Genomic DNA, 24,163 nt, shown 5'->3' with positions numbered 1-24,163 from the left:
GGCCCCGATGTGTTTCCGTCAGAGGATGGCGCTGGCCGTGGCCACGATGAGGAAGGCGATGGTGCCGAGCAGCGTCTCCATCACGGTCCAGGTCTTGAGGGTGGTCTTCTCGTCCATGTTCAGGAAGCGGCTGACCAGCCAGAAGCCGGAGTCATTGAAGTGGGAGAGCACGGTGGCACCCCCGGCGATGGCAATGACGATGAAGGTCAGATCCAGTTCGCTCAGGCCGGTGGTGGCGGCCACGGTCGGCGCCATCAGGGCGGCGGTAGTGGTCAGGGCCACGGTGGCGGAACCCTGAGCGACCCGCAGCGCGGCGGACACCAGGAAGGCTGCCAGGATCACCGGCATGCCGGTATCGGAGAGCACGTCGGCCAGCGCGGTGCCGATGCCGCTCGCCCGCAATACGCCGCCGAACATGCCGCCGGCACCGGTGACCAGGATGACGGCGCAGACCGGGGCCAGGGCGTCGTTGCAGAACTTCTCGAGCTGCACCTTGCCCTGGCTCTGGCGGAACATCCAGAGGGCGTACAGCACAGTGATGAGCAGGGCGACCGGAGTCTTGCCGACCATGCGCAGCACGTTGACCCAGTCCGCACCCTTGTCGATGACGCCCATGACGCTCAGGGTATTGAGGCCGGTATCCATGAAGATCAGCACCAGCGGCAGCAGCAGGATGGAGATCACCTGGCCGAAGCTCGGCGCCTTGTCGGAGAGCTGCTCGGCACTGGCAGTGAAGCTCGGGGGCAGGGGCAGCTCAAACTTCTTGCCGGACCAGAGCCCGAACAGGTAAGCACCCAGATACCAGGTGGGCAGCGCGACCAGCAGGCCCACGATGGTGAGCAGACCGATGTTGGCACCCAGCAGCTCGCTGGCGGCCACCGGGCCCGGGTGGGGCGGCAGGAAGGCGTGCATCACCGCAAAGGCACCGGCGGAGGGCAGGGCATACTTGAGGACGGAGCCGCCGAACTGCTTCGCCACGCTGAAGATGATGGGCAGCATGACGATGAGGCCGGCGTCAAAGAAGATCGGGAAGCCGAATAGCAGGGAGGCCACACCCAGCGCGAAGGGGGCGCGGTGGGAGCCGAAGCGGTTGATCAGGGTATCGGCCAGTACCTTGGCGCCCCCCGTCATCTCCAGGATCCGGCCTATCATGGCGCCGAGGCCGACCAGCAGCGCGACCGAGGCCAGGGTGCCGCCGAAACCGGTCAGCATGGTGGGGATCACCTGGTCATAGGTGACCCCGGTGGCCAGGGCTGTCAGCATGCTGACCAGGGTCAATGCCACGAAGGCATGTACCTTGAATCGCATGATCAGCACCAGCAACATGACAATGGCTCCGCCCGCTACCGAGAGCAGATAGGCGACATCGGGTGTGTTCATTGCTCCGTCCATAAAATTGTCCTCAAATGGTTCTAGTTGTTGTTCTGCACATTTCTGTGCTGCACTTCACATTGCGAAACGTTACCGGTAACATGTTACCGGTAACGTGGTAGCTTAGAACCCATCAGGCGAACGTTTTTTGAAAAGTGAGAGAGAGGTCAAATAATGGCGGGCAAGTGCATTATCGTGATGGGTGTGTGTGGCAGCGGCAAGTCCAGCATCGGCCTCAAGGTGGCCAATGCTCTGGGGGCCAAGTTCATCGACGGCGATGATCTGCACCCTCGCGCGAACATCCAGAAGATGGCGGCGGGCAACCCGCTCAACGACGAAGACAGGGCCCCCTGGCTGGAGCGGATCCGCGATGCGGCCTACAGCCTGGAGCGCAAGAACGAGCTCGGCGTCATCGTCTGCTCGGCCCTCAAGAAGCAGTACCGCGACCAGATCCGCGAGGGCAACGACTCGGTGAGTTTCCTGTTTCTGGACGGCAGCCAGTCCCTCATTCTCGAACGGATGCGGGCACGGCAGGGCCACTTCATGCGCGAAGCCATGGTACAAAGCCAGTTTGATACCCTGGAGCGACCGGATGGCGAGCCCGGCGTGTTTCGCATCGATATCGACGGGACCTTCGAACAGGTGGTCGACCGTGCCGTCACCGCGCTGACGTAGGCGCAATGAGCCATGTCGCGCGCCCGGCTGCAGCCGACCGCGCCCGTATATAGAGTTGGAGAGAAAGCTATGACCCATCCCGTGATCACCCAGGTGACCAACCGCATCCGCGAGCGCAGCACCGCCCGCCGTGCCCGCTTCCTGGCCCGCATCCAGCGCCAGGCCGATCAGGGCAAGACCCGCGCCTCCCTCTCCTGTGGCAACCTGGCCCACGCCGTGGCCGCCTCGAGCTGTGACGAGAAGGGGCGGATCCTCGACATGACCCGCGCCAACGTGGCCATCGTCACCGCCTACAACGACATGCTGAGTGCCCATCAGCCCTATCAGGGCTACCCGGACATCATCAAGGGCGCCCTGGCGGAGCTCGGCCACAGCGCCCAGGTCGCCGGCGGCGTGCCCGCCATGTGCGACGGCGTGACCCAGGGTCAGCCGGGGATGGACATGTCCCTCTTCTCCCGGGATCTCATCGCCCAGGCCACCGCGGTCTCCCTCTCCCACAACACCTTCGACGCCACCTTGCTGCTCGGTATCTGCGACAAGATTGCCCCGGGCCAGATCATGGGGGCGCTTTCCCACGCCCACCTGCCCACCGCCTTCGTGCCTGCCGGCCCCATGGCGAGCGGCATCAGCAACGACGAGAAGGTGAAGGTGCGCCAGCAGTACGCTGCCGGTGAAGTGGGCCGTGACGCCCTGCTCAAGATGGAGTGCGGCGCCTACCACGCGGCAGGCACCTGCACCTTCTACGGCACCGCCAACACCAACCAGCTGGTGTTCGAAGCCATGGGCCTGATGCTGCCGGGCTCCGCCTTCGTGCATCCGCACAGCGAGCTGCGCCACGCCCTCACCGAGGAAGCGGCCCGCCGCATCAGCGCCATGATCCCGGGCTCCCCGGCCTATCGCCCCCTGAGTGCGGTGATCGACGAGCGCGCCCTGGTCAACGGCCTGGTGGCCCTGCTCGCCTCCGGCGGCAGCACCAACCACAGCATCCACATGGTGGCGCTGGCCCGCGCCGCCGGCCTGGAGCTGACCTGGGACGACCTGAGCGATCTCTCCGACGTGGTGCCGCTCCTGGTGCGCATGTACCCGAACGGCCCGGCGGACGTCAACGCCTTCGAACAGGCGGGGGGCGTGCCCGGCCTGATGCGTCGTCTGGCCGAAGAGGGGCTGATCCACCTGGATGCCACCCCGGTCTTCGGCGAGATGCAGGACTACCTCAGCCGTCCGGCACTGGTGGATGGCAAGCTGGTGTGGCAACCGGTGGGCGAGAGCGCGGATCCGAGCGTGCTCTCTCCCTCTGGCAGCGAGTTCCAGGCCACCGGCGGCACCAAGCTGCTGGCGGGCAACCTGGGCCGCGCCGTGGTCAAGGTTTCCGCCGTCGCGCCCGAGTATCGGGTCATCGAGGCCCCGGCCCGGGTCTTCTCCTCCCAGCATGCGGTGGAGGCGGCCTACAAGGCCGGTGAGTTGAACCAGGACGCCGTCATCGTGGTGCGCCACAACGGCCCGGCCGCCAACGGCATGCCGGAGCTGCACAAGCTGATGCCGGTGCTTGGCAACCTGCAGAAGGCGGGTCACAAGGTGGCCCTGGTCACCGACGGCCGCCTCTCCGGCGCCTCCGGCAAGATCCCGGCCGCCATCCACGTCACCCCGGAAGCGCTGCACGGCGGGGCCATCGGCCTGCTCGCCGATGGCGATCTGCTGCGGGTGGATGCCGAGTCCGGCCGCCTCGACTGCCTGACCGATTTGAGCGGCCGTACCCAGGCCGAGATCGACCTCACCCTGGAACAAGAGGGGTGGGGCCGTGAACTGTTCAGCGTGATGCGTCGCGCGGTATCGAGCGCCGAGTGCGGCGCCACCATCTTTGACTAAGGAAGAGCTATGCAGAACTGGAAAGTGACCCCTGCCGAGGTGTTTGCCGCCTCCCCCCTGGTACCCGTGATGGTCATCAACGACCTGGAGCAGGCCCTGCCGATGGCCAAGGCGCTGCTCGACGGCGGCATCTCGGTGTTCGAGATCACCCTGCGCACCCCGGTGGCGCTGGACGCCATCGCCCTCATCGCCAAGGCGATGCCGGATGCCATGGTCGGTGCCGGTACCGTGCTCAACTGCGCGCAGTTTGATGCCGCCGTCGCTGCCGGTGCCCGCTTCATCATCTCCCCGGGCATGACCCCGGCCCTGCTGGCCCACGCGGCCAAGAGCACGGCACCGCTGATCCCGGGGGTGGCCACCCCGTCCGAGGTGATGCAGGCGCTGGAAGCGGGCTACGACCACCTCAAATTCTTCCCGGCCGAGGCGAACGGCGGCACCAAGGCACTCTCCGCCATCGCGGCGCCCCTGCCCCAGGTGAAATTCTGCCCCACCGGCGGCATCGGCCCGAAAAACGTGGCCGACTACCTGGCGCTGAAATGTGTGGCCACCGTCGGCGGCTCCTGGATGCTGCCGGCAGACGCCGTCAAGAGCGGCAACTGGGAGGAGGTGACCCGCCTCTCCCGGGAAGCGGTTGAATTGGTTAAACGCTAAGCAAATATCGTTTAGAAAAATTAAACAGGCCACCCCCGGGTGGCCTGCTGTTTTTCCGCCCCCGGAGGGGGTGGGCCGTTTGCTTCCGGCCTCGCCCTGGCTTAAGGTCGGGGGCCGCCCCTCTCCCCTGGAGCCTTCATGTCCTGTCTGCATCCATCCTACCCGCAAGGGCACTTCACCGCGCTGCACTGCCACCCCCATGCCCAATACTGCTATCTGCACGACGGGGGCGGCATCATCACGGGGCGAGGGGAGGGAGAACTGCTGGTGGCGGGCCAGATCTGCTTTATTCCGGCGGGGTGGGAGCACGAGTTTCGCGTGCTGCGCCGCTCCCGGCTCTCCCTCCTCTATGTGCCGACGTCGGCCCGCACCGCCTTCGGCCCCTTGCAGGTCAGCCCGCTGCTGGCGGGCCTCTTCGCCCGCCTGCCCGAGCTGGCCGAGGAGGAGGTGAAGGGGGCCTATCTGACGGTGCTTGGCCAGGAGCTGGAGCGCGCCGACCCGCTCGCGGCGCGCATTCCCCTCACCGGTGAGCTGGACCCGCGCCTGCTGCGGGTGCTGGACAGGGTGTGCCAGGCACCCGCCATCCATCTGACGCTGACGGCGCTGGCGGCAGATTGCGGCGCCTCGGTGCGCACCCTCAACCGGCTCTTCCTCCAGCAGCTGGGGTGCAGCTTTCGCCAGTGGCGGGAGCAGGTGGTGCTGGGACGGGCGCGCCAGTTGCAGCACCGGGGGCTCACGCTGGCCCAGATCGCCGATCGGCTCGGCTACGAGGATCCCGGTGCCTTGTCCCGCGCACTCCAGCGCCTTGCCCGGCGCGAACCGGCGGCCTGAGGGCCCGTCGTCTGCCTTCCTGCCCGCCATGGCGGTGTCTGCGGGTTGCCGGCAGTCAGCACCGCGAGCCGATATCCGCATCCTCCTTGCTGCCCGCCAGCAGACAGGTCACCTCGTCGGTGTGGCAGATCCGATCGCCGCGAAAGGTGAAGAGGCCGCTCACCTTGCAGACCAGGGTGCCGCCGTCCTGGCGGGTGGCCCGTACCACATGGGTCGAGTGCACCCGCTCCCCCTGCGCCAGGGTGGCGACAAACTCGATGCTCGCCCCGGCCAGATGGCGGCGCAGTGTGGCGATGTGCTGGTGAAACGCCGGGTAGTCGAGCCGCTCGCCGTTCACCTCCTGGCAGTAGTCGGGGGTGAACCAGGCGTCGAGCTCCGCCAGGGGGAAGGCGGGATCGCAGATGACGCGCTGCAGGCAGGCTTTCAATCGTTCGGTGTGGTGCATGGTCTGCTCCTGACAGGGGGGATGGAGGAGCCAGCATAGGCCAGAGGGCGGCGAGGGGAGAGGGGAGAAGACGCCATCATGGCGGTCGAACGCGCCATGATGGACGGGGATCAGCCGAGACTTTCCCCCTCATAGAGGGAGAAGCCGATGTCCTTGCACCTGGTCGCCAGCGGCTGGCCGCCGAGGCGGGCCAGCAGCATGATGGCGGCTTCGCGACCTATGGTCTCGCGGGGGGTGACGATACTGGCGAGCTTGGGGGTCATGGCGTGGCCGATGTCGAGGGCGTTGCTGCCGGCGATGGCCACCTGCTGGGGCACCGGGATCCACCTGGCCTGGCATTGCAGCAGGGCCCCCACTGCCAGGTCGTCGTTGGTGCAGAACAGGCCGTCGAGATCGGGGAAGCGCGCCATGGCCTGGGCCAGCAGCTCTCCCCCCAGGGTGAAGCTGGAGGATTGCTCCGTCAGCAGGTGCTGGCCGGTCAGACCGAAATCGGCCATCGCCTGGTAGTAGCCTTCCATTCGCAGCTGGGTGCGCACGTCGAGCCGGGCGCCGAGGTAGATCACCTTGCGCCGTCCCCGGCGCAGCATCTCTGTTACCATGGCCCGGGCGGCGGCCCGGTGATCCATGCCCACCACCATGTCGATGGGGGAGAGGGGCAGATCCATGGTCTCCACCACCGGGATGCCGGCGGTGGCGATCATCTTGCGGGTGCGCTCGGTGTGCTGGGTGTCCGAGAGGATGAGCCCGTCCACGTTGTAGGAGAGGAGCGAGGCGATCTGCTCCTCCTCCCGCTCCGGGCTGTAGCCGTAGTGGGCGAGCAGGGTCTGGTAGCCGGCGGGCCGGGTCACCGCCTCGATGCCGTGGATCACTGCCGAGAAGACCTGGTTGGAGAGGGAGGGGATCAGGATGCCGATCGCCTTGCTGGTGGCGTTCGACAGCATGTCCGGCGCCCGGTTCGGGATGTAGCCGAGCTCCTCCACCGCGGCGGCGATGCGCTCGCGGGTCCCTTCGGCCACGGCGGACGGGTCGCGCAGGTAGCGGCTGACGGTCATCTTGGTGACACCGGTCAGGTCGGCAATGTCCTGCAGGGTAGGGCGGCGCTTGCGGGTGTCGTTCATCTGGGGATCCGGCAAAAAATGTTACAAGTAACATTACCGTTTTTGCACGGCAATGTCAGCATATGACGCCATCAACAGGGGGCAGGGGATGATCAAGGGCAGGTGTTTCGAGGGGGTCCACTTCGAGCAGCAGGAGGTGGAGGGGGAGCAGTTCCAGGGGTGCCGCTTCATCGGCTGTCACTTCTCCTGGCTCGATCTCGGGGAGAGCCGCTTCGTCGACTGCAGCTTCTATGACAGGGAACGGGAGCTGGGCTGCCTGTTTCAGGGCTGCGATCTGAGGGAGGCGAGCTTCCTGCGCTGCGATCTCACCCTGGCGGACTTCGGCCGCAGCCAGTGTCTTGGGCTGGAGATGCGCGACTGCCAGGCCATGGGGATCAACTTCGCCCATGCCAGTTTCGCCAACCGGATCACTGCCAAAAGCTACTTCTGCGAGGCCCACCTCACCGGCAACAACTTCAGCTACGCCAACTTCGAAAGCTGCCTGCTGGAGCGGTGCGAGCTTGCCGGCAACCGCTGGCAGGGGGCCAACCTGCTGGGCGCCTCCCTGGCTGGCTCGGATCTCAGCGGCTCCGAGTTCGGGCAAATCGACTGGACCAGCTTCAACCTGCAAGGCTGCGATCTGCGCCAGTGCGATCTGCCCGGTCTGGATCTGCGCCGGGTCGACCTCGCCGGGGTGCAGATCAATGAAGATCAGCAGCAGGGGCTGCTGGAGCAGATCGGGCTGGTGGTCTTCCCCTGAGCGGGGTGGAAAAGAGGTAAGTTTTCATCATCGGGGCGGGCGGTGTGGTGCCTCCCCTGCCAAGCAAAAAGCCTGCGCGATGCAGACTTTTTGTCAGGTGAAGTGGTAAACGACGCGGTGTTGCTGTCTTTTGCTCCCTGCCCCCCTCGCGGGAGAAGGGCTGGGGATGAGGTAGCGGACTTCACTCGGGCACCGACAAGGCGGGCTTAGCGTCTGGCCAGCCACTTGGTCGGGTTGATGGCCTCGCCCTGATAGCGGATCTCGAAGTAGAGGCCGGAGCGCTCCTGTCCGCCGCTGTCGCCGACCAGGGCCACGGGTTCCCCTTGCTCCACCTTTTGTCCCACCTGGCGCAGCAGCGACTGGTTGTGGCCGTAGAGGCTCATGTAACCCTTGCCGTGGTCGATGACCAGCAGCATGCCGAAGCCGTCGAGCCAGTCGGCGTAGACCACCTGGCCCGGTGCCACCGCCTTGACCTGGGTCCCTTCACTGGCGCCGATCAGGGTGCCCTTCCACTTCAGCTCGGCGGTACGCGGCGAGCCGTAGGAGATGAGGATGGGGCCCTGCACCGGCCAGCGCAGGTTGCCACCCGTGCTCAGACCGCCGTAGCCGTTGCTGCTTGCCTTGGCGCTGTTGCGGGCGGCCGCTTGCTGCTGCGCCACCTTGGCCTGCTGTTCGGCGACGCGTTGCTGCTGGGCCGCCAGCCGCTGCTGTTCGCCGACCTGGCGCTGCTGGGCCGCGATCCGCTGCTGCTCCTCGATGCGCTTCTGCTCGGCTGCCAGGCGCTGGGCCTCCAGACGGCGCTGGCGCTCCTGCTCGGCCTTGATCTTGGCGAGGCGCTCCCGCTCGGCCCGTTCGCGGCGTTCCTTTTCTTCCTGCTGGCGACGCAGCTCTTCCAGCCGCGCCTTGAGCGCCTTCTCCGCCTTGACCAGCTTGTCGAGCTTCTGTTCGTCGGCCTGCACCGACTGCTGCAACTGGTTGCGCACCTTGGCACGGCTCTGCTGGCTGGCCAGCAGGCTCTGGTGATGCTCCTGCTGCTCGCCGAGCAGGGTCTGGAGGCGGTTCTCGGTCTCTCTGGTGGCCTGCTGGTTCTTGGCCAGCTTGTCACGGGTGGCGCGCAGGGCTTCAATGGCCTCGATGCGGGCCTTGTTGAGGTAGTCGAAGTAGTCGAGGGCGCGGCTCAGCTTGGCCGGATCCTGCTGGTTGAGCAGCAGTTTGAGGTAATCGTGGTTGCCCGCCTGGAAGGCGCTTTCCGCCTGCTTGGCCAGCAACTGCTTCTGGTGTTTGGCTTGTTGCTCCAGTGCCAGCTTGTCCTGCTGCAGGGACGCCAGCTTCTGCTGGTTCTGCCGGAGTTGCTGTCTGGTCTGCTCGAGTTTGGCGGCGGCAGCCGAAATGGCCTGCTCGTCAGCCTTGAGCTGGGTGTTGAGCTTGGCAAGCTCCTGCTTGCTGAGCTTGAGGGTCTGTTGCTGTTCCTTGATCTGGGACTGCATGGCCCCCAACTGCTGGTTCGCAGCCCGGGCTGTGCCGGTACCGCCGATCAGGCAAAAAAACAGCGCGCCGGCCAACAGGCCGACGCGACTGGTTTTCTGTGAAATAATTTCGCATCCCCGCATGGGGCAGGATTATTTCAGAATCATCAGGGGCTTGCCAGTCATTTCCGGCGGCACCGGCAGACCCATCAGGGTCAGCATGGTGGGGGCCAGATCGGACAGTTTGCCGCCTTCGGCAACCTCGGCTTTACGACCGAAGTAGATGAGGGGAACCGGCAGATTGGTGTGGGCGGTGTGAGCCTGACCAGTCTCTTCGTCCATCATCTTCTCGGCGTTGCCATGGTCGGCGGTGATGAGGCACTCGCCGCCCACTTCCGCCAGGGCGTCGGTGACGCGACCGATGCAGTGGTCGACCGCTTCACAGGCTTTGACGGCCGCATCGAACACGCCGGTGTGACCGACCATGTCGCCGTTCGGGTAGTTGCAGATGATGACGTCGTACTTGCCGCTCTTGATGGCCGCAACCAGCTTGTCGGTCAGCTCTTCGGAGCTCATCTCCGGCTGCAGGTCATAGGTAGCCACTTTCGGGCTCGCTACGATTTCGCGATCTTCGCCAGTGAAGCAGGCCTCTTCGCCACCGTTGAAGAAGAAGGTGACGTGGGCGTACTTCTCGGTCTCGGAGATGCGCAGCTGGGTCTTGCCCTGCTTGGCCAGCCACTCACCCAGGGTATTGACCAGGGCGGTGGGCGGATAGGCGCAGGCGGTTTTGATGTCGGCCGCGTATTCGGTCAGCATCACGAAGTGCAGGGCCGGGGTGGCGGTGCGGGCGAAGCCGGTGAAGTCGCTGTCGACGAAGGCGCGGGTGATCTCGCGGGCGCGGTCGGCTCGGAAGTTCATGAAGATCAGCGCATCGCCGTCGATCATCGGTACAGCGTCGCCGATGCGGGTGGCTTTGACGAACTCGTCGTTCTCGTCGCGGGCATAGGCGGCGGCCAGCGCGTCGGTGGCGTTGTCAGCGGTGAATTCGCCCTTGCCCTGGGTCATCAGGTCATAGGCCTGCTGCACGCGATCCCAGCGGTTGTCGCGGTCCATGGCGTAGTAACGACCGATCATGGAGGCGAAACGGCCCTTGCCCAGTCGGGCAAACAGGGCGTCGAACAGCTCGATGGAGGACTGGGCACTGCGCGGCGGGACGTCGCGGCCATCCAGGAAGGCGTGGAAGTAGATCTGCTCGGCGCCACGCTTGGCGGCCATCTCGATCATGCCCATGATGTGCTCTTCGTGGCTGTGTACGCCACCCGGGGACATCAGACCCATGATGTGCACGGCCTTGCCCTTGGTCACGGCAGCGTCGACAGCCTTGGCCAGCTCGACGTTCTGGAAGAAGTCGCCGTCCTGGATGTCCTTGGAGATGCGGGTCAGCTCCTGATAGACGACGCGACCGGCACCGATGTTGGTGTGGCCCACTTCGGAGTTGCCCATCTGGCCGTCCGGCAGACCCACGTCCAGGCCGGAGCCGGAGATCAGGGTGCTGGTGTAGTCACGGGCCAGGCGATCCAGGTTGGGGGTCTTGGCGGCAGCAACGGCGTTGTACTCTTGCTTGGTGCTGTAGCCCCAACCGTCCATGATGACCAGAACCAGCGGTTTCTTAGCTGTTGACATAAGGCTATGTCCTCTCGGATAGGAATGAATTGCGGGAAGTGAAACTAGCGTAATATTACTACATCTGCCGAAATAGTCACCTGATAGCCAAGTCCCTCTCCAGCCTCGCTTTTTAACTGTTATCCCGCTGTTTTAGGCATGTTGCCGGCTTGTCTGCCGCGGCGGGTTTTCCTCTGTTTCCCCCCTCTTTTCGGCATGGAGCATCCTCTCGTTCGGCCCGGTTGGAGGAGGAAGAATCGGCAGCCATCCCTGATGGGAGCTTGCTCTCGCTTTGCCGCCAAGATGGCTGATCTTATGCAGGGCCCCATGTATACTCGGGCCCTTGTCTTGGTCCCTGGATAGTAGAAGATGCAAGAGTATTTGGATTTCGCGGCCCGCAATCCGCTGCTGACCGCAGCCTGGTTGGGCCTGGCAGGCACCCTGGTGTATACCACTGTGCGTGCTCGTTTTTCTCCGGTGAAGGCGGTCAACAACCACGCCGCTACCCTGCTTATCAACCGTGAAAATGCCACCGTCGTGGACATTCGCAGTCAGGATGAATTTGCCAAGGGTCATCTGGCCGGGGCCCATCACCTGCCGCTCGCCCAGATCCAGGCGAATAATCTGGGTCCGGTTGAAAAGCACAAGGATGCCCCCATCATAGTGGTGTGCGAGTCGGGGATGACCGCTGGTGGCGCGGGTCGCCAACTGAGCAAGGCCGGTTTCAAGCAGGTGTATGTGCTCAGCGGTGGCATGGCCCAATGGCGTGCAGACAATCTGCCGGTGACCAAAAAACGCTGATTTAAGGGCCTGCGCCCACTCATTATCTTAAAAAGGAATCAAACGAAATGGCTGACGAAATCAACAACCAGGAAGTGCAACCGGAATTCCACATCCAGCGTGTCTACACCAAGGATGTTTCCTTCGAAGCCCCGAATACTCCGCACATCTTCCAGAAAGAGTGGCAGCCGGACGTCAAGCTGGACATGGACACCAAGACCAATGTCCTGGCCGACAGCGTCTATGAAGTGGTGCTGACCCTGACTGTCACCTGCAAGCTGGAAACCGAGACCGCCTTCCTGTGCGAAGTGCAGCAAGCCGGCATCTTCACCATCGGCAACCTGCCTGAGCCGCAACTGGCCCACTGCCTGGCGGCCTTCTGCCCGAACATCCTGTTCCCGTATGCCCGCGAAGCGGTGTCCAACCTGGTGAGCAAGGGTTCCTTCCCGCAGCTGAACCTGGCACCGGTCAACTTCGACGCCCTGTTCGCCCAACACATGGCGCAGGTACAGGCCCAGCAGGCGACTGCGGAAGCCTGATAATGGCCGACCAGATCGCAATCTCGGTCCTGGGGGCGGGGTCTTATGGCTCCGCCCTTGCCATTTCTCTGGCGCGCAATGGTCATCCGACCCTGCTGTGGGGTCACGACCCTGCCCATGTCGCCGAGCTGGAACAGGATCGCTGCAACAAGGCATTCTTGCCGGATGTCCCCTTCCCGGCCGATCTGCAACTGACGTCGGATCTGCAGGCGGCGGTGCAAGCCGCTCCCGTGCTGCTGCTGGTGGTGCCGAGTCATGTGTTCGGCCAGGTACTGGCCCGGGTCAAACCCTTCCTGCGCCCGGATACCCGGATCGCCTGGGCGACCAAGGGGCTGGAGCCGGACAGCGGCCGTCTGCTGCAAGAGGTGGCGCGGGAGGTGCTGGGGGATGCCATTCCACTGGCGGTCATCTCGGGCCCGACCTTCGCCCGCGAGCTGGCCGCCGGTCTGCCGACCGCCATCTCGGTGGCCTCGACTCACGACGACTTTGCCGACGATCTCTCCCACCTGCTGCACTGCGGCCGCTCGTTCCGGGTCTATACCAATCCGGACTTCATCGGTCTGCAGCTGGGCGGGGCGGTCAAGAACGTCATCGCCATCGGTGCCGGTCTCTCTGACGGACTCGGCTTTGGCGCCAACGCCAGAACTGCGCTCATCACTCGGGGCCTGGTGGAGATGCAGCGTCTGGGTGCCGCCCTCGGGGCCGACGTCAAGACCTTCATGGGGATGGCGGGGCTAGGGGATCTGGTGCTGACCTGTACCGACAACCAGTCGCGCAACCGCCGTTTCGGTCTGGCGCTGGGAGCGGGCAAGTCGGTTGACACCGCCATGGCCGAGATAGGCCAGGTGGTGGAAGGCTATCGCAACACCAAGGAGGTGCATCTGCTGGCGGCCCGCTGTGGCGTCGAGATGCCCATCTGCGAACAGATCTTCAAGGTGTTGTACGAAGGCAAGAATCCGAAAGAGGCGGCCATCGCCCTGCTGTCGCGAGACAAGAAGGACGAGTGATCTTCTGCCATCCGCAGAATGCAAAAGGCCCCGCCAGCTGGCGGGGCCTTTTCTTTGCCGCAAGGGGGCAAATCAGTAGTAGGAGTGGTCGCCGCGCTGGTGCTCGGTGGCATCCTTGACGCCGTTGAGTTCGCCCGGGAATTTCTCCAGCAACTGCTTCTCGATCCCCTCTTTCAGGGTGTAGTCGACCATGGAGCAACCGTTGCAACCGCCGCCGAACTGTAGGATGGCCAGTTTGTCGTCGGTCAGCTCGACCAGGGTGACCTTGCCGCCGTGACCGGCCAGCATGGGGTTCACCTCGGACATCAGCACGTATTCGATACGGTCGATCAGCGGGGCGTCATCGGCCACTTTGCGCATCTTGGCGTTGGGGGCTTTCAGGGTGAGCTGGGAGCCCATCTGATCGGTGACGAAATCGATGGTGGCATCCACCAGGAAGGGGGCGCTCAGGGGATCGACCAGGCAGTCGAAGCCGCTGAACGGCAGGTGCTGATCTTCCGGATCGACCGCGTCGGGTGGGCAATAGGATACGCCGCACTCGGCATTCTGGGTTCCCGGATTGACCACAAACACCCGGATGTTGGTGCCATCAGGCTGCTTCTCCAGCAACTTGCGGAAGTGGGCCTGGGCGGTGTCGGAAATGCTGATCATCACTATCCTCATAAACCTGAGTGTACGACTAGGGTATTCATGATAACTCGCTTGGCGGGGCTTGGGTAGCGTGCCGATGGCGAGCCTGTGAGCCCGGGCGTATCGGAATCATGCCGCCAGCGGACTCCCGGGCCGGATCCCTGCCCGGTTATTTCAGGTGTCGGAGGGTACGGCAGATGGCCCACACCTCTACCGTGGTGACGCCGTGCTCATGAAGCAACCGGGTGAGCTGACCTGCGGTGGCGCCCGTGGTGACCACATCATCAAGCAGTGCCACATGCCGGTAGTGGTGAGGTGCCATTTCGAAGGCGCCACGCAGATTGCGTCGCCGCTGGCCGGCACTGAGCCGGGTCTGTTGCGGGGTCGACCTTGTCCGGCGCAGTACGCGGGGGTCGCAAGGAATGCCGGTGAGTGCGCTCAGGGCATGGCCGATTTCTTCTGCCTGATTGAAGCCGCGCCACCACTGGCGCCACCAGTGCAGGGGAACCGGAATGATGACCTGCGGTGGGTTGGATAGGTCCAGATGGTCTGCCAGCAGGCGGGCAAGCAGCGGCGCGAGCAGGATCTGACCGGAATACTTCAGCCGGGAGATGAGTTGGGCATAAGGTGCCTGATAATCACCGATCACCTGCAAACGCTCCCAGGGGGCGGGTCTGCGCTGGCAGCGTCCGCACAGCAGTTCGCTCTCGCGATGTTGCTCCGGCAGCGGTGCTGCACACATCAGGCATCGTCTGTCGTGTTGGCGCTGGGCGTGGCGGCACCAGGAGCACAACAAGGGCGTCTCGTCACAGGGTTGGCGACAGAGCAGGCACAGACCGAGCCAGTCGGACTGGGTGCCAAGGATCGGACTTGCTTTGGCGAGCAGCCGCTTTAACATGCAGGCTCCAAGCAGATAAACAGGGATCTTGAGTCTAGATGAGCGTATCGGTTGAGCGGTTTGGCCAGGGCCCGGACCTGGTGTTGTTGCATGGCTGGGGCATGAACGGGGCCGTCTGGCACGGTATTGCCCAAGAACTGGCTGCCCACTATCGGCTGCATCTGGTGGACCTGCCCGGCTTTGGCAACAGCCCCCTGCAAGCAGGGACAGACTACACCCTGCCCTGGCTGGCAGAGCAGGTGGCGGCCATATTGCCTGAAAAATGCCATCTGCTCGGCTGGTCCCTCGGTGGTCTGGTGGCGAGTCAGTTGGCGCTGACCATGCCTGAACGCCTTCACTCTCTTATTACCGTAGCCAGTTCTCCCTGCTTCATGGCCCGCGACGAGTGGCCCGGGATTGCCCCCAAGGTGCTGGCGGGGTTCAACCAGATGCTGGCCGGCGACTTCATGCAGACCATAGAGCGCTTCCTCGCGATCCAGGCCATGGGCAGCGAGCACGCCAGAAACGACATTCGCCAGTTGCGTCACTGGCTGGCGGAGCGACCCGCTCCCCGGCTTGCGGCCCTGGAGGCGGGTCTGGGCCTGCTGGCCGAGGTCGATCTGCGGGATGAACTGATCGGCCTGGATCTGCCCTGGCTGCGTCTTTACGGCAGGCTGGATACCCTGGTGCCGAAGGCCGCCATTCCCTTGCTGGATGCGCGCTACCCTGCCAGCCACAGTCTGGTGCTGGAGAAGGCATCCCATGCTCCCTTCATCTCCCATCCAGAGCAGTTCATCACCCTCCTGCGGCGGTTCATTGACTGAGATTTGAGCGGCAGGCTTCAATAACTCGTCAGGTTGGTGGATAATTGGCCAACCCTACAGAGGAGTGTGCCAATGCGTATCGAATCAGCCATGACGGCGGGCGTGCAGGGGTTCCAACGGGCCGAGCAGTTGGCGGGCCAGGCGTCCAGCCAGATCGCCCGTCTCAATACGCCAGCGGGTGATCAGGTGCAGTTGCCGGATGAACTGGTGAATCTCAAGGTGGCCGAGCTGCATGCCGGGGCATCCGCCAAGGTGATCCAGACGGCCAGCGACATGCTGGGCACCCTGATCGATATCCGGGTGTGACATGAACATCAACGTCAGTCTGCCGACCATCATTCCGAATCAACTGCAGCCGCAGACGGAATCGGCACAGACTGACAACCGCCGCGCAGAACTGGTGCCCCCCAGCCGCCAGAGCGAGGCGTCCAACGCCGAGTCCGGCGTCGGTTCCCAGAAAGAGAGATCCCGGGCCGCCCAGGCCAATCCCGCCACCCCATCCTCGTCCACGAAAGAGAACGGCCAGACCGGCCCCGTGATGGTGGCGCACCGTTTTGTCGAGGCAACGGGGGAGGAGGGGGAGCGTCGACAACGCCAGGATGGCGAACAGCAGGAGCAGCAGAAGCAGCAGCGTCAGGTGGCTGCGCTGGTCGAGCGGGATCTCGAGGTGCGCAAGCACGAGCAGGCACACCAGGCGGTCGGCGGTGAGCATGCGGGGAGCCCTACCTACCAGTTTTCCCGTGGGCCGGATGGCAAGCGTTATGCCACCGGGGGGGAGGTGGTCATCGACATGGGGACCATTCCCGGGGATCCCGCCGCGACCATCGCCAAGATGCAGCAGGTGCGTGCCGCTGCACTGGCTCCCGATGAACCATCGTCACAAGACATGAGTGTGGCCCGTGCCGCCTCTGGCAAGGAGGCACAGGCCCGCAAGGATCTGATGACCCTCAGGCAGGAAACCACAGGCCCGCTCGGTGCTTATATGGACAATCGAAACCAGGTGATTGCCAGGCACTATCAGCAAGCGGTGAGGCCAGCCTCCCCCCATAGCCTGAGTCAGGACGTTTGATCCCGCTCCGTGCAGGCATGAAAAAGCCCCTTTCGGGGCTTTTTTGCATTCTGGGGACTTATTTCTTCAGTTTCGACAGGGCAGCCGCGAAGGCGTTGCCCATGGCACCCTCGGTCGGAGCGCTCTGACGGGGCGCCTGTTTCGGTCGGGCGTTGCCGGTGTGACGCGGCTCGGCCGGTTTGCGTGCAGGCTGGCCGGCTTTTTCATCCAGACGCATGGTCAGACTGATGCGTTTGCGCGGCACGTCCACTTCCAGCACCTTGACCCGCACTATGTCGCCCGCCTTGACCACCTCGCGGGGATCCTTGACGAAGCGATCGGTGAGGGAGGAGATATGCACCAGCCCGTCCTGATGGACACCGATGTCGACGAAGGCGCCGAAGTTGGTGACGTTGGTGACCACACCCTCCAGCACCATCTCGGGCACCAGATCGCTGATTTTCTCCACCCCTTCCTTGAAGGTGGCGGTCTTGAACTCGGGACGCGGGTCGCGGCCGGGCTTGTCCAGCTCGCCGATGATGTCGGTGACGGTAGGCACCCCGAACTGCTCGTCGGTGTAGTCGGTGGGCTTGAGGGTGCGCAGCAGGCTGCTGTTGCCGAGCAGGCTGCCCACGGTCTGCTCCAGCTTGGCGAGGATCCGCTCCACCACAGGGTAGGATTCCGGGTGCACCGCCGAGCCGTCCAGCGGGTTGCTGCCGCCCCGAATGCGCAGGAAGCCGGCGCATTGCTCGAATGCCTTGGGCCCGAGTCGGCCTACTTTCAGCAACTGTTGGCGATGCTGGAAGGCGCCGTGTTCGTCCCGGTAGGCGACGATGTTCTGGGCCAGGGTCTGGGAGAGGCCGGAAACCCGGTTGAGCAGGGCGACCGAGGCGGTATTCACATCCACCCCCACCGCGTTCACGCAATCCTCGACCACCGCGTCGAGGCGGCGGGCCAGCTGGCTCTGGCCGACATCGTGCTGGTACTGACCGACACCTATGCTCTTGGGGTCGATCTTGACCAGCTCTGCCAGGGGATCCTGCAGCCGGCGGGCGATGGAGACGGCGCCGCGAATGGAGACGTCGAGATCCGGGAATTCCTGGGAGGCGAGCTCGGAGGCGGAGTAGACCGATGCCCCCGCTTCACTGACCACGATTTTCTGCGCCTTGGCGGCCGGGTAGCGCTCGAACAGATCGCTCACCAGGCGGTCGGTTTCCCGGGATGCGGTGCCGTTGCCGATGCTGATGAGCTCGACCTTGTGCTTCTGGCACAGCTCGCTCAGGGTCTTGAGACTCTGGTCAACCTGGCGTTTGGGTTCGAACGGATAGATGGTCGCGTGATCGACCAGCTTGCCGGTGGCATCCACCACCGCCACCTTGACCCCGGTGCGGATGCCGGGATCCAGCCCCATGGTGCAGCGCATGCCGGCCGGTGCCGCCATCAGCAGATCCTTGAGGTTCATGGCGAACACCTTGATCGCCTCCTCCTCCGCTGACTCGCGGATACGGCCGATCAGCTCGGTTTCCATCTGCAGGGAGAGCTTGATCTTCCAGGTCCAGCTCACCACCCCTTGCAGCCACTTGTCGGCCGGGCGATTTTGCAGGTTGAGCTTGAGGTGATGGGCAATGATCCCTTCGCAGGGGCTGGCGCCCTCATCGTCACCAGCGACCAGCGCCAGGTTGAGGATCCCCTCGTTGCGACCGCGCAGCATGGCCAGCACCCGGTGGGAGGGGGCCTTGTGCAGAGGTTCGTCATGTTCGAAGTAATCCTTGAACTTGGCCCCTTCCTGCTCCTTGCCGGCCACCACGCGAGCGCGCAGGGTGGCGTTGTGCCACAGGTAGTCCCGCAGCTTCTCCAGCAGGTCGGCCTGCTCGGCGAAGCGCTCCATCAGGATATAGCGGGCACCGTCGAGGGCGGCCTTGCCGTCGGTGATCCCCTGCTCGGCATTGAGGAAGCGAACCGCCTCCTGCTCGGGATCTTTCAGCGGGTCGCTCAGCAGCAGGTCGGCCAGTGGCTCCAACCCCGCTTCGATGGCCATCTGCCCCTTGGTACGGCGCTTGGGCTTGTAGGGGAGGTAGAGGTCTTCCAGCCGGGTCTTGCTGTCGGCATCGTTCAGCTCGCGGGCCAGCTCGGGGGTCAGTTTGCCCTGCTCTTCAATGGAGCGCAGGATCACCTGGCGGCGATCCGCCAGTTCGCGCAGGTAGCCGAGGCGGCTCTCCAGGGTACGCAGCTGGCTGTCGTCCAGACCGCCGGTCACCTCTTTGCGGTAACGGGCGATAAAGGGAACGGTCGCGCCTTCGTCCAGCAGGCGAACGGCTGCCTGCACCTGTTCCGGGCGGGCATTCAGCTCACCGGCGATCTGATGTTCTATTACGTGGCTTTGCATCGAGGGTCTCTTGGTCGGGTCCTGTCTAACTGGCCAGCGTGGGGCTATGTCGCCGAACAGGGGGTCTGTCCTGGCGATACTTTAGATACCTGCCAGGCCACTGCCGCGCAGGCCGGTTGGCGCCGCAAGGCGCCGGGTGTGAGCACTATATGGGGTCGGGCAGCGGGATGCCACCCCGGCAAAAACGATGCTTGTCATACCCGGTGGGTGGGCATGCTCGGTCTCTCCTGGTCTCGTCAGCCGATTTGGCAGCCAGGGCCGGCGCTGGCTGATTTGGGATAGCTGATCTCATTGATGTACCAGCAGGCGTCACCGACTGGCGTACGCACTATGGCCTCGTCCCCCACCTCTTTCTTGAGCAGGGCGCGGGCCATGGGGGAGTCGATGGAGATGTAATCCTTGCGCTCGAAGATCTCGTCATAGCCGACGATGCGAAAGCGCTTGGTCTCACCCTCGTCGTTTTCCACCTCGACCCAGGCGCCGAAGAAGACCTTGCCCTCCTGGGAGGGGGAGTAGTCGACTATGGTCAGCTCTTCCAGGCACTTGCGCAGGTAGCGAACCCGGCGGTCGATCTCCCGCAGGCGTTTCTTGTTGTACTGGTAATCGGCATTCTCGCTGCGATCACCCAGGCTCGCCGCCCAAGCTACTTTTTTGGTGACATCGGGCCTCTCCTCCCGCCAGAGCATGTCGTGCTCCTGCCGGAGCCTGGTGTAGCCTTCACGGGTAATGAGTTTGGTTTTCATGGGGTTATCACTCCCTCGCCAATTGCATCCGGTTGCCCGGGATCTTAGTCATTGTCGCCGCCCTGTCGAGCAAAAAGCAGAGCTGGCCATCCATCCTTCCCGGCTCCGGGGCCGAATGAGGGCAATAACCGGTAACATATTTATGCTTTGTGGTTGCAGGGGGCGGCTCTAGTATGAGGGGAGACAGAAAAGAGAGGTGGCAATGAGTCAGCAATACAAGGTCCTGGTGGTGGACGACGATCTGAAACTGCGTTCCTTGCTGGAGCGCTACCTCACCGAGCAGGGGTTTGTAGTGCGGGGTGTCGCCAACGGGGAGCAGGCCGATCGCCTGCTGACGCGTGAAAACTTCAGCCTGATGGTGCTTGATCTGATGCTGCCGGGGGAAGACGGCCTCTCCATCTGCCGCCGCCTGCGCGAGGCCGGCAACCAGATCCCTGTCTTGATGCTCACCGCCAAGGGGGACGAAGTGGATCGCATCGTCGGTCTGGAGATGGGGGCCGACGATTATCTGCCCAAGCCGTTCAACCCCCGTGAGCTGCTGGCCCGGATCCGCGCCGTGCTGCGCCGCCATACCGTGGAGCTGCCCGGCGCCCCTTCCGCGGCGGAGAAGATGGTGAGTTTCGGGGCCTACCAGCTCAATCTGGCGACCCGTGAACTGAGTCGTGATGGCGAACCGGTTGCCCTGACCAGCGGGGAGTTCGCCGTGCTCAAGGTGCTGGTGAGTCATCCTCGCGAACCGCTCTCCCGTGACAAGCTGATGAACCTGGCCCGTGGTCGCGAGTACACGGCCACCGAGCGCAGCATTGATGTGCAGGTCTCCCGCCTGCGCCGCCTGCTGGAACAGGACCCGGCCCAGCCCCGCTATCTGCAGACTGTCTGGGGTCTGGGGTATGTGTTCGTACCGGACGGTGAGAACGCATGAAGAAAGTGGGCAGCATGTTCTCCCGCATGCTCTGGTTTCTGGCTGCCGTGCTGGTGGTCTATCAAGTCGTCTCCTACGTTACCTTCTACAACTACCTGCTGGCGCCGACCGTCAAGCAGATCAGCCACTTGCTGGCAAACCAGGTCAAACTCATCTTCCCGGTGGACAACAACCAGCTGGCGCTCAGTGAAGATGCCGAGGCGCTGGTCTATGTGACCACTGGCAGCGACATCTATACCCAGAGCGAGGCGGAGCAGCACGGGCTGAATGATTCCAAGCCCTACCCCTATCTGGAGCAGAGCATCAGCCGCGAATTGAAAGGGGATACCAGGGTCAGAGTTGAAATCCAGGATCACTATATCATCTGGATCCAGCCTCCCCAGGCCAGCCAGATGTGGGTGCGCATTCCCCTGACTGAAATTGAAGATGACGACATCGAACCGCTCATCCTCTATATGAGCGTCTTGCTGGTGGTGACCCTGTTTGCAGCCTGGCGTTTTGCCCGTCAGCTGGTGCGACCGCTGGAGGATCTGGAAGCGGGGGCCGTGGCGGTGGCGCGCGGCAACTTTCCCGATGCCCTGGGGGAGCAGGGCTCGCGGGAGGTGCGCCGCCTGACCCGCACCTTCAACCACATGTCGAGCTCCATCAAGGGGCTGATCGAGGAGCGCAACCTGATGATGGCCGGGGTATCCCACGATTTGCGCACCCCTCTCACCCGTATTCGTCTCGCAACCGAGATGATGTCCTCGGGGGATGAGTACCTCAAGGAGAGCATCAATGCGGATATCGATGAGTCGAACGGCATCATTGATCAGTTCATCGATTACATTCGCCCGAACGAGGGGCTCGATGCCCGGCCCGTCGACCTGACCCAGCTCATTCACGATGCGTTGCTGATGCAGACCGATCAGGGACTGGAAGTGGAGCTGCTCCTGCCGGAGGAGGCGGTGCGTGTGGCCTGCCATCCCATCAGCATTCGCCGTATCCTCAACAATCTGTCGGGCAACTCCCTGCGCTATGGTGCGACCCGGTTGCAGGCCGAGCTCAGGGATGATGGCCACTGGGTGCGGCTGCGACTCTCCGACAATGGCCCGGGGATCGCAGAAGAGGACTACTCCCGGGTGCTCAAGCCCTTCACCCAGGGCAATGTGGCGCGCACCGGTGGCGGGAGTGGGCTGGGGCTGGCCATCGTTGCCAAGATAGTCTCCCAGCATCACGGCACCATCAGGCTGGGGCGCTCCGAACTGGGGGGCTTGCAGGTGGAGATCCGGCTACCCAAGAACCAGCCGCTGGAGTGGATGGATTGAAAGCAGGGCGTATCGAGGGATACGCCCTTTGTCTGTCAGGGGTGGGGGTCGCTCACCTTGCGGTAGCGCTTGCCATATTTGAGTTGCTGGATAAGCAGGGCGGCGACGATGAGAACCAGCCCGATGGGGGTTGCCGGGTGAATGGTTTCGCCGATCAACAGGTTGAGCAGCACCAGAGAGGCAAACGGCGAGATGAAGATAAGGTTGCTGATGGGGGCCGTGTTGGTGGCGTGGCGCAGGGCCATCAGCCAGAGCACGAAACCGAAACCCATCTCGAACAGCCCCACATAGATGGCGCCAGCCCATCCCTGCCAGGCGGTCATGGCAAAGTCCGAGAGCAACCAGGTCGCCACGATGATGAAGGGCAGGCTGATGAGGAAGCCGAGCAGCAGGCTGACGACGGGGTCCCCCTGATTGCGGGTGTTGAGGATCCAGTAACCGGCCCAGATCAGGGTCGACACCAGCGCCAGCGTGACGCCGAGGGGGCTGTCGAACTGCAGACCGAACACGTCCCCCCTGGTGGCGATCACCAGGGCGCCGAAATAGCCGAGCACGATGGCGACGCCATCGCGGCGGCGCAGCTTTTGACCGAGGAAGGGAACGGCCAGCAGGCTGAGGGTGATGGCCCAGGTGTAGTTGAGAGTCTGCGCCTGCTGGGCGGGCAGCAGATCATATGCCTTGAACAGCAGCAGGTAATAGAGAAAGGGGTTCAGGACCCCGAGAGCGAGGTAGTAGAGGGGGCGACTCTTGATGTAGTCGAGCAGTAGCGGCAGTTTGCCCTGACAGGCCACTATGCACCCCAGGGTCAGGGTCGAGGTGCAGGCCGCGACCAGCAGCAGCTGTACCGGTTCAAAGTAGGCGAGGGAGATCTTGAAGGCGCTGGCCACCGTGGACCAGAGGGCGACGGCACAGAGCCCGTACTGGTAGGCTTTCTTCTGATTCTTGAGCATGGGATGGGTTCCGCAGACAGGGGCGAGGGCGCAGTCTATCAGCCTGTTTGCAACATTGTCGTTACCATCTTGCCGAGGGCGATGGGCCGATCGTAAGGAGATCCATCCGCCACACAACATTGCGCACAATCTGTCCGCCTTCACTTGCGTGAGTGGAAAAAATCCGTATAATCCCCTCCGCTTGCCCATGAGGCAGCCAGACGATATGTCTGCTTGCTGAGCTTCCCGTTTACGAGTTGCCAGCCATACAGTCCTCCCGATATGGGAGGAAACGTGAAAAATCACACCTCTGGCGGGAGTAGTCCGGTCGGGCGGTGTTGATTTATGTTCTTTTATCTATTGGAGCTCTGTCAATGCAGAACCAAAGAATCCGTATCCGCCTGAAGGCTTTTGATCATCGCCTGATCGATCAATCCACTGCGGAAATCGTTGAAACTGCTAAGCGCACTGGCGCGCAGGTTCGCGGTCCTATCCCGCTGCCGACTCGCAAAGAGCGTTTCACCGTTCTGATCTCCCCGCACGTCAACAAAGACGCGCGTGATCAGTACGAGATCCGCACTCACAAGCGTCTGGTAGACATCGTTGAGCCGACTGACAAGACCGTAGACGCTCTGATGCGTCTGGATCTGGCAGCTGGTGTAGACGTCCAGATCAGCCTGGGTTAATTACGGAAAGAGGTTGATAACAATGACAATCGGTCTTGTAGGTCGCAAAGTGGGTATGACTCGCATCTTCACTGAAGATGGCGTTTCTATCCCGGTGACTGTTATCGAAGTTGAAGCTAACCGTGTAACTCAGGTCAAATCTGTAGAAACCGACGGCTACAACGCTATTCAGGTTACCACTGGCGCCAAGAAAGCCAGCCGCGTAACCAAGCCGGAAGCTGGCCACTTCGCCAAAGCTGGTGTAGAAGCCGGTCGCGGTCTGTGGGAATTCCGCCTGAACAACGGTGAAACTTTCACTGTTGGTAGCGAGCTGAAAGTAGATCTTCTCGCTGACGTTAAGCTGGTAGACGTTACCGGCACATCCAAGGGTAAAGGTTTTGCCGGTACTGTTAAGCGCTGGAACTTCCGTACCCAGGATATGACCCACGGTAACTCCCTGTCCCACCGTGTACCTGGCTCCATCGGTCAAAACCAGACCCCGGGCCGTGTATTCAAGGGCAAGAAGATGGCTGGTCACATGGGTGCTGAGCGTGTAACGACTCAGAACCTGGAACTGGTTCGTGTTGACGCTGAACGCAACCTGCTGCTCATCAAAGGCGCAGTACCGGGTGCAACCAACGGCAACGTGATCGTCAAACCTGCCGTCAAAGCGTAACGTCTG

25 protein-coding genes are annotated in these 24,163 nt (G+C 63.3%); 15 read left to right on the top strand and 10 right to left on the bottom strand.

Features of this window, described 5'->3' with window-relative positions; all coding sequences use genetic code 11:
* Window positions 1-18: 18 nt before the first annotated feature.
* Entirely contained in the window at window positions 19-1,380 is a 1,362-nt protein-coding gene (locus tag PG883_RS11230; RefSeq protein ID WP_223918078.1) for a GntP family permease, read from the bottom strand.
* A gap of 165 nt (window positions 1,381-1,545) precedes the next feature.
* Here PG883_RS11230 and PG883_RS11225 point away from each other — a divergent pair, with 165 nt between their 5' ends.
* The 4 genes from PG883_RS11225 (at window position 1,546) to PG883_RS11210 (ending at window position 5,394) form a co-directional block, all read left to right on the top strand.
* The gene (locus PG883_RS11225; protein ID WP_270807212.1) at window positions 1,546-2,046 is read left to right on the top strand and encodes a gluconokinase; all 501 of its coding nucleotides are present in this window, start codon (window positions 1,546-1,548) and stop codon (window positions 2,044-2,046) included.
* A gap of 69 nt (window positions 2,047-2,115) precedes the next feature.
* Window positions 2,116-3,912, top strand: a complete 1,797-nt coding sequence (edd, locus tag PG883_RS11220; protein ID WP_042015255.1) for a phosphogluconate dehydratase — start codon at window positions 2,116-2,118, stop codon at window positions 3,910-3,912.
* A 9-nt stretch (window positions 3,913-3,921) separates the two neighbouring features.
* Window positions 3,922-4,563, top strand: a complete 642-nt coding sequence (locus PG883_RS11215; RefSeq protein WP_041214082.1) for a bifunctional 4-hydroxy-2-oxoglutarate aldolase/2-dehydro-3-deoxy-phosphogluconate aldolase — start codon at window positions 3,922-3,924, stop codon at window positions 4,561-4,563.
* Between the two features lie 138 nt (window positions 4,564-4,701).
* Window positions 4,702-5,394, top strand: a complete 693-nt coding sequence (locus tag PG883_RS11210) for a helix-turn-helix domain-containing protein (protein WP_103858166.1) — start codon at window positions 4,702-4,704, stop codon at window positions 5,392-5,394.
* Between the two features lie 55 nt (window positions 5,395-5,449).
* Here PG883_RS11210 and PG883_RS11205 read toward each other — a convergent pair whose 3' ends face one another.
* Together PG883_RS11205 and PG883_RS11200 are read right to left on the bottom strand one after the other, a co-directional pair.
* A complete protein-coding gene (locus PG883_RS11205; protein ID WP_041212170.1) occupies window positions 5,450-5,839 on the bottom strand; it encodes a nuclear transport factor 2 family protein in 390 nt (129 codons plus the stop codon).
* Between the two features lie 110 nt (window positions 5,840-5,949).
* Window positions 5,950-6,957, bottom strand: coding sequence for a substrate-binding domain-containing protein (locus PG883_RS11200; protein WP_045522401.1), 1,008 nt, complete (start codon window positions 6,955-6,957; stop codon window positions 5,950-5,952).
* Between the two features lie 88 nt (window positions 6,958-7,045).
* On the opposite strand from PG883_RS11200, the gene PG883_RS11195 reads away from it, so the two are divergent.
* On the top strand, window positions 7,046-7,696 hold the full coding sequence (locus tag PG883_RS11195) for a Qnr family pentapeptide repeat protein (protein WP_128273078.1): 651 nt from the start codon (window positions 7,046-7,048) through the stop codon (window positions 7,694-7,696).
* Window positions 7,697-7,902: 206 nt separating this feature from the next.
* Here the strand turns inward: PG883_RS11195 and PG883_RS11190 are convergent, their stop codons facing one another.
* Window positions 7,903-9,306, bottom strand: a complete 1,404-nt coding sequence (locus PG883_RS11190) for a peptidoglycan DD-metalloendopeptidase family protein (RefSeq protein WP_151028530.1) — start codon at window positions 9,304-9,306, stop codon at window positions 7,903-7,905.
* Between the two features lie 9 nt (window positions 9,307-9,315).
* Window positions 9,316-10,845: a 2,3-bisphosphoglycerate-independent phosphoglycerate mutase gene (gpmM, locus tag PG883_RS11185; protein WP_045522397.1), complete on the bottom strand. Its 1,530-nt coding sequence runs from the start codon at window positions 10,843-10,845 to the stop codon at window positions 9,316-9,318.
* A 348-nt stretch (window positions 10,846-11,193) separates the two neighbouring features.
* Here gpmM and PG883_RS11180 point away from each other — a divergent pair, with 348 nt between their 5' ends.
* The 3 genes from PG883_RS11180 to gpsA are packed head-to-tail and all read left to right on the top strand — an operon-like array spanning window position 11,194 to window position 13,150.
* Window positions 11,194-11,625, top strand: a complete 432-nt coding sequence (locus PG883_RS11180; protein WP_010672546.1) for a rhodanese-like domain-containing protein — start codon at window positions 11,194-11,196, stop codon at window positions 11,623-11,625.
* 47 nt (window positions 11,626-11,672) lie between these two features.
* Window positions 11,673-12,143, top strand: a complete 471-nt coding sequence (gene secB, locus PG883_RS11175; protein WP_010672547.1) for a protein-export chaperone SecB — start codon at window positions 11,673-11,675, stop codon at window positions 12,141-12,143.
* A gap of 2 nt (window positions 12,144-12,145) precedes the next feature.
* A complete protein-coding gene (gene gpsA, locus PG883_RS11170) occupies window positions 12,146-13,150 on the top strand; it encodes an NAD(P)H-dependent glycerol-3-phosphate dehydrogenase (RefSeq protein ID WP_270807211.1) in 1,005 nt (334 codons plus the stop codon).
* Between the two features lie 72 nt (window positions 13,151-13,222).
* Here gpsA and nfuA read toward each other — a convergent pair whose 3' ends face one another.
* Both nfuA and PG883_RS11160 read right to left on the bottom strand, forming a co-directional pair.
* Entirely contained in the window at window positions 13,223-13,801 is a 579-nt protein-coding gene (nfuA, locus tag PG883_RS11165) for a Fe-S biogenesis protein NfuA (RefSeq protein WP_010672549.1), read from the bottom strand.
* A gap of 148 nt (window positions 13,802-13,949) precedes the next feature.
* Window positions 13,950-14,678 carry a ComF family protein gene (locus PG883_RS11160; protein ID WP_270807210.1) on the bottom strand — a complete coding sequence of 243 codons (729 nt, stop codon included), beginning with the start codon at window positions 14,676-14,678 and terminating at the stop codon, window positions 13,950-13,952.
* 38 nt (window positions 14,679-14,716) lie between these two features.
* Here PG883_RS11160 and bioH point away from each other — a divergent pair, with 38 nt between their 5' ends.
* The 3 genes from bioH (at window position 14,717) to PG883_RS11145 (ending at window position 16,550) form a co-directional block, all read left to right on the top strand.
* On the top strand, window positions 14,717-15,481 hold the full coding sequence (bioH, locus tag PG883_RS11155) for a pimeloyl-ACP methyl ester esterase BioH (RefSeq protein ID WP_010672551.1): 765 nt from the start codon (window positions 14,717-14,719) through the stop codon (window positions 15,479-15,481).
* Between the two features lie 72 nt (window positions 15,482-15,553).
* The gene (locus PG883_RS11150; protein ID WP_010672552.1) at window positions 15,554-15,787 is read left to right on the top strand and encodes a hypothetical protein; all 234 of its coding nucleotides are present in this window, start codon (window positions 15,554-15,556) and stop codon (window positions 15,785-15,787) included.
* A gap of 1 nt (window position 15,788) precedes the next feature.
* The gene (locus tag PG883_RS11145) at window positions 15,789-16,550 is read left to right on the top strand and encodes a putative metalloprotease CJM1_0395 family protein (protein WP_270807209.1); all 762 of its coding nucleotides are present in this window, start codon (window positions 15,789-15,791) and stop codon (window positions 16,548-16,550) included.
* 58 nt (window positions 16,551-16,608) lie between these two features.
* Here the strand turns inward: PG883_RS11145 and PG883_RS11140 are convergent, their stop codons facing one another.
* The gene (locus PG883_RS11140; protein WP_270807208.1) at window positions 16,609-18,915 is read right to left on the bottom strand and encodes a Tex family protein; all 2,307 of its coding nucleotides are present in this window, start codon (window positions 18,913-18,915) and stop codon (window positions 16,609-16,611) included.
* 236 nt (window positions 18,916-19,151) lie between these two features.
* On the bottom strand, window positions 19,152-19,658 hold the full coding sequence (gene greB, locus PG883_RS11135; protein WP_270807207.1) for a transcription elongation factor GreB: 507 nt from the start codon (window positions 19,656-19,658) through the stop codon (window positions 19,152-19,154).
* Between the two features lie 202 nt (window positions 19,659-19,860).
* On the opposite strand from greB, the gene ompR reads away from it, so the two are divergent.
* Window positions 19,861-20,580, top strand: a complete 720-nt coding sequence (gene ompR, locus PG883_RS11130; protein ID WP_010672556.1) for an osmolarity response regulator transcription factor OmpR — start codon at window positions 19,861-19,863, stop codon at window positions 20,578-20,580.
* Window positions 20,577-21,887, top strand: coding sequence for a two-component system sensor histidine kinase EnvZ (envZ, locus tag PG883_RS11125; protein WP_010672557.1), 1,311 nt, complete (start codon window positions 20,577-20,579; stop codon window positions 21,885-21,887). The genes ompR and envZ overlap by 4 nt, the downstream gene beginning before the upstream one ends.
* A 35-nt stretch (window positions 21,888-21,922) precedes the next feature.
* Here the strand turns inward: envZ and PG883_RS11120 are convergent, their stop codons facing one another.
* Window positions 21,923-22,837, bottom strand: a complete 915-nt coding sequence (locus PG883_RS11120) for a DMT family transporter (RefSeq protein ID WP_041214072.1) — start codon at window positions 22,835-22,837, stop codon at window positions 21,923-21,925.
* 353 nt (window positions 22,838-23,190) lie between these two features.
* Between PG883_RS11120 and rpsJ the strand changes: the two genes are divergently transcribed.
* Both rpsJ and rplC read left to right on the top strand, forming a co-directional pair.
* Entirely contained in the window at window positions 23,191-23,502 is a 312-nt protein-coding gene (rpsJ, locus tag PG883_RS11115; RefSeq protein ID WP_005307944.1) for a 30S ribosomal protein S10, read from the top strand.
* Window positions 23,503-23,524: 22 nt separating this feature from the next.
* A complete protein-coding gene (gene rplC, locus PG883_RS11110) occupies window positions 23,525-24,157 on the top strand; it encodes a 50S ribosomal protein L3 (protein WP_010672559.1) in 633 nt (210 codons plus the stop codon).
* The last annotated feature ends 6 nt before the right edge of the window (window positions 24,158-24,163 follow it).

It is taken from the genome of Aeromonas sp. QDB25, assembly GCF_027707725.1.
GTDB classification, from domain to species: Bacteria; Pseudomonadota; Gammaproteobacteria; order Enterobacterales; family Aeromonadaceae; genus Aeromonas; species Aeromonas caviae.
The sequence above is the reverse complement of the archived record's forward strand: the minus strand, read 5'-3'. Positions and strand labels throughout refer to the sequence as shown.

What these genes read in the sequence shown, in the direction of transcription:
- PG883_RS11230 (WP_223918078.1), bottom strand. Translation starts at nt 1,380, where the DNA reads ATGAACACACCCGATGTCGCCTATCTGCTCTCGGTAGCGGGCGGAGCC.
- PG883_RS11225 (WP_270807212.1), top strand. Translation starts at nt 1,546, where the DNA reads ATGGCGGGCAAGTGCATTATCGTGATGGGTGTGTGTGGCAGCGGCAAG.
- edd (WP_042015255.1), top strand. Translation starts at nt 2,116, where the DNA reads ATGACCCATCCCGTGATCACCCAGGTGACCAACCGCATCCGCGAGCGC.
- PG883_RS11215 (WP_041214082.1), top strand. Translation starts at nt 3,922, where the DNA reads ATGCAGAACTGGAAAGTGACCCCTGCCGAGGTGTTTGCCGCCTCCCCC.
- PG883_RS11210 (WP_103858166.1), top strand. Translation starts at nt 4,702, where the DNA reads ATGTCCTGTCTGCATCCATCCTACCCGCAAGGGCACTTCACCGCGCTG.
- PG883_RS11205 (WP_041212170.1), bottom strand. Translation starts at nt 5,839, where the DNA reads ATGCACCACACCGAACGATTGAAAGCCTGCCTGCAGCGCGTCATCTGC.
- PG883_RS11200 (WP_045522401.1), bottom strand. Translation starts at nt 6,957, where the DNA reads ATGAACGACACCCGCAAGCGCCGCCCTACCCTGCAGGACATTGCCGAC.
- PG883_RS11195 (WP_128273078.1), top strand. Translation starts at nt 7,046, where the DNA reads ATGATCAAGGGCAGGTGTTTCGAGGGGGTCCACTTCGAGCAGCAGGAG.
- PG883_RS11190 (WP_151028530.1), bottom strand. Translation starts at nt 9,306, where the DNA reads ATGCGGGGATGCGAAATTATTTCACAGAAAACCAGTCGCGTCGGCCTG.
- gpmM (WP_045522397.1), bottom strand. Translation starts at nt 10,845, where the DNA reads ATGTCAACAGCTAAGAAACCGCTGGTTCTGGTCATCATGGACGGTTGG.
- PG883_RS11180 (WP_010672546.1), top strand. Translation starts at nt 11,194, where the DNA reads ATGCAAGAGTATTTGGATTTCGCGGCCCGCAATCCGCTGCTGACCGCA.
- secB (WP_010672547.1), top strand. Translation starts at nt 11,673, where the DNA reads ATGGCTGACGAAATCAACAACCAGGAAGTGCAACCGGAATTCCACATC.
- gpsA (WP_270807211.1), top strand. Translation starts at nt 12,146, where the DNA reads ATGGCCGACCAGATCGCAATCTCGGTCCTGGGGGCGGGGTCTTATGGC.
- nfuA (WP_010672549.1), bottom strand. Translation starts at nt 13,801, where the DNA reads ATGATCAGCATTTCCGACACCGCCCAGGCCCACTTCCGCAAGTTGCTG.
- PG883_RS11160 (WP_270807210.1), bottom strand. Translation starts at nt 14,678, where the DNA reads ATGTTAAAGCGGCTGCTCGCCAAAGCAAGTCCGATCCTTGGCACCCAG.
- bioH (WP_010672551.1), top strand. Translation starts at nt 14,717, where the DNA reads ATGAGCGTATCGGTTGAGCGGTTTGGCCAGGGCCCGGACCTGGTGTTG.
- PG883_RS11150 (WP_010672552.1), top strand. Translation starts at nt 15,554, where the DNA reads ATGCGTATCGAATCAGCCATGACGGCGGGCGTGCAGGGGTTCCAACGG.
- PG883_RS11145 (WP_270807209.1), top strand. Translation starts at nt 15,789, where the DNA reads ATGAACATCAACGTCAGTCTGCCGACCATCATTCCGAATCAACTGCAG.
- PG883_RS11140 (WP_270807208.1), bottom strand. Translation starts at nt 18,915, where the DNA reads ATGCAAAGCCACGTAATAGAACATCAGATCGCCGGTGAGCTGAATGCC.
- greB (WP_270807207.1), bottom strand. Translation starts at nt 19,658, where the DNA reads ATGAAAACCAAACTCATTACCCGTGAAGGCTACACCAGGCTCCGGCAG.
- ompR (WP_010672556.1), top strand. Translation starts at nt 19,861, where the DNA reads ATGAGTCAGCAATACAAGGTCCTGGTGGTGGACGACGATCTGAAACTG.
- envZ (WP_010672557.1), top strand. Translation starts at nt 20,577, where the DNA reads ATGAAGAAAGTGGGCAGCATGTTCTCCCGCATGCTCTGGTTTCTGGCT.
- PG883_RS11120 (WP_041214072.1), bottom strand. Translation starts at nt 22,837, where the DNA reads ATGCTCAAGAATCAGAAGAAAGCCTACCAGTACGGGCTCTGTGCCGTC.
- rpsJ (WP_005307944.1), top strand. Translation starts at nt 23,191, where the DNA reads ATGCAGAACCAAAGAATCCGTATCCGCCTGAAGGCTTTTGATCATCGC.
- rplC (WP_010672559.1), top strand. Translation starts at nt 23,525, where the DNA reads ATGACAATCGGTCTTGTAGGTCGCAAAGTGGGTATGACTCGCATCTTC.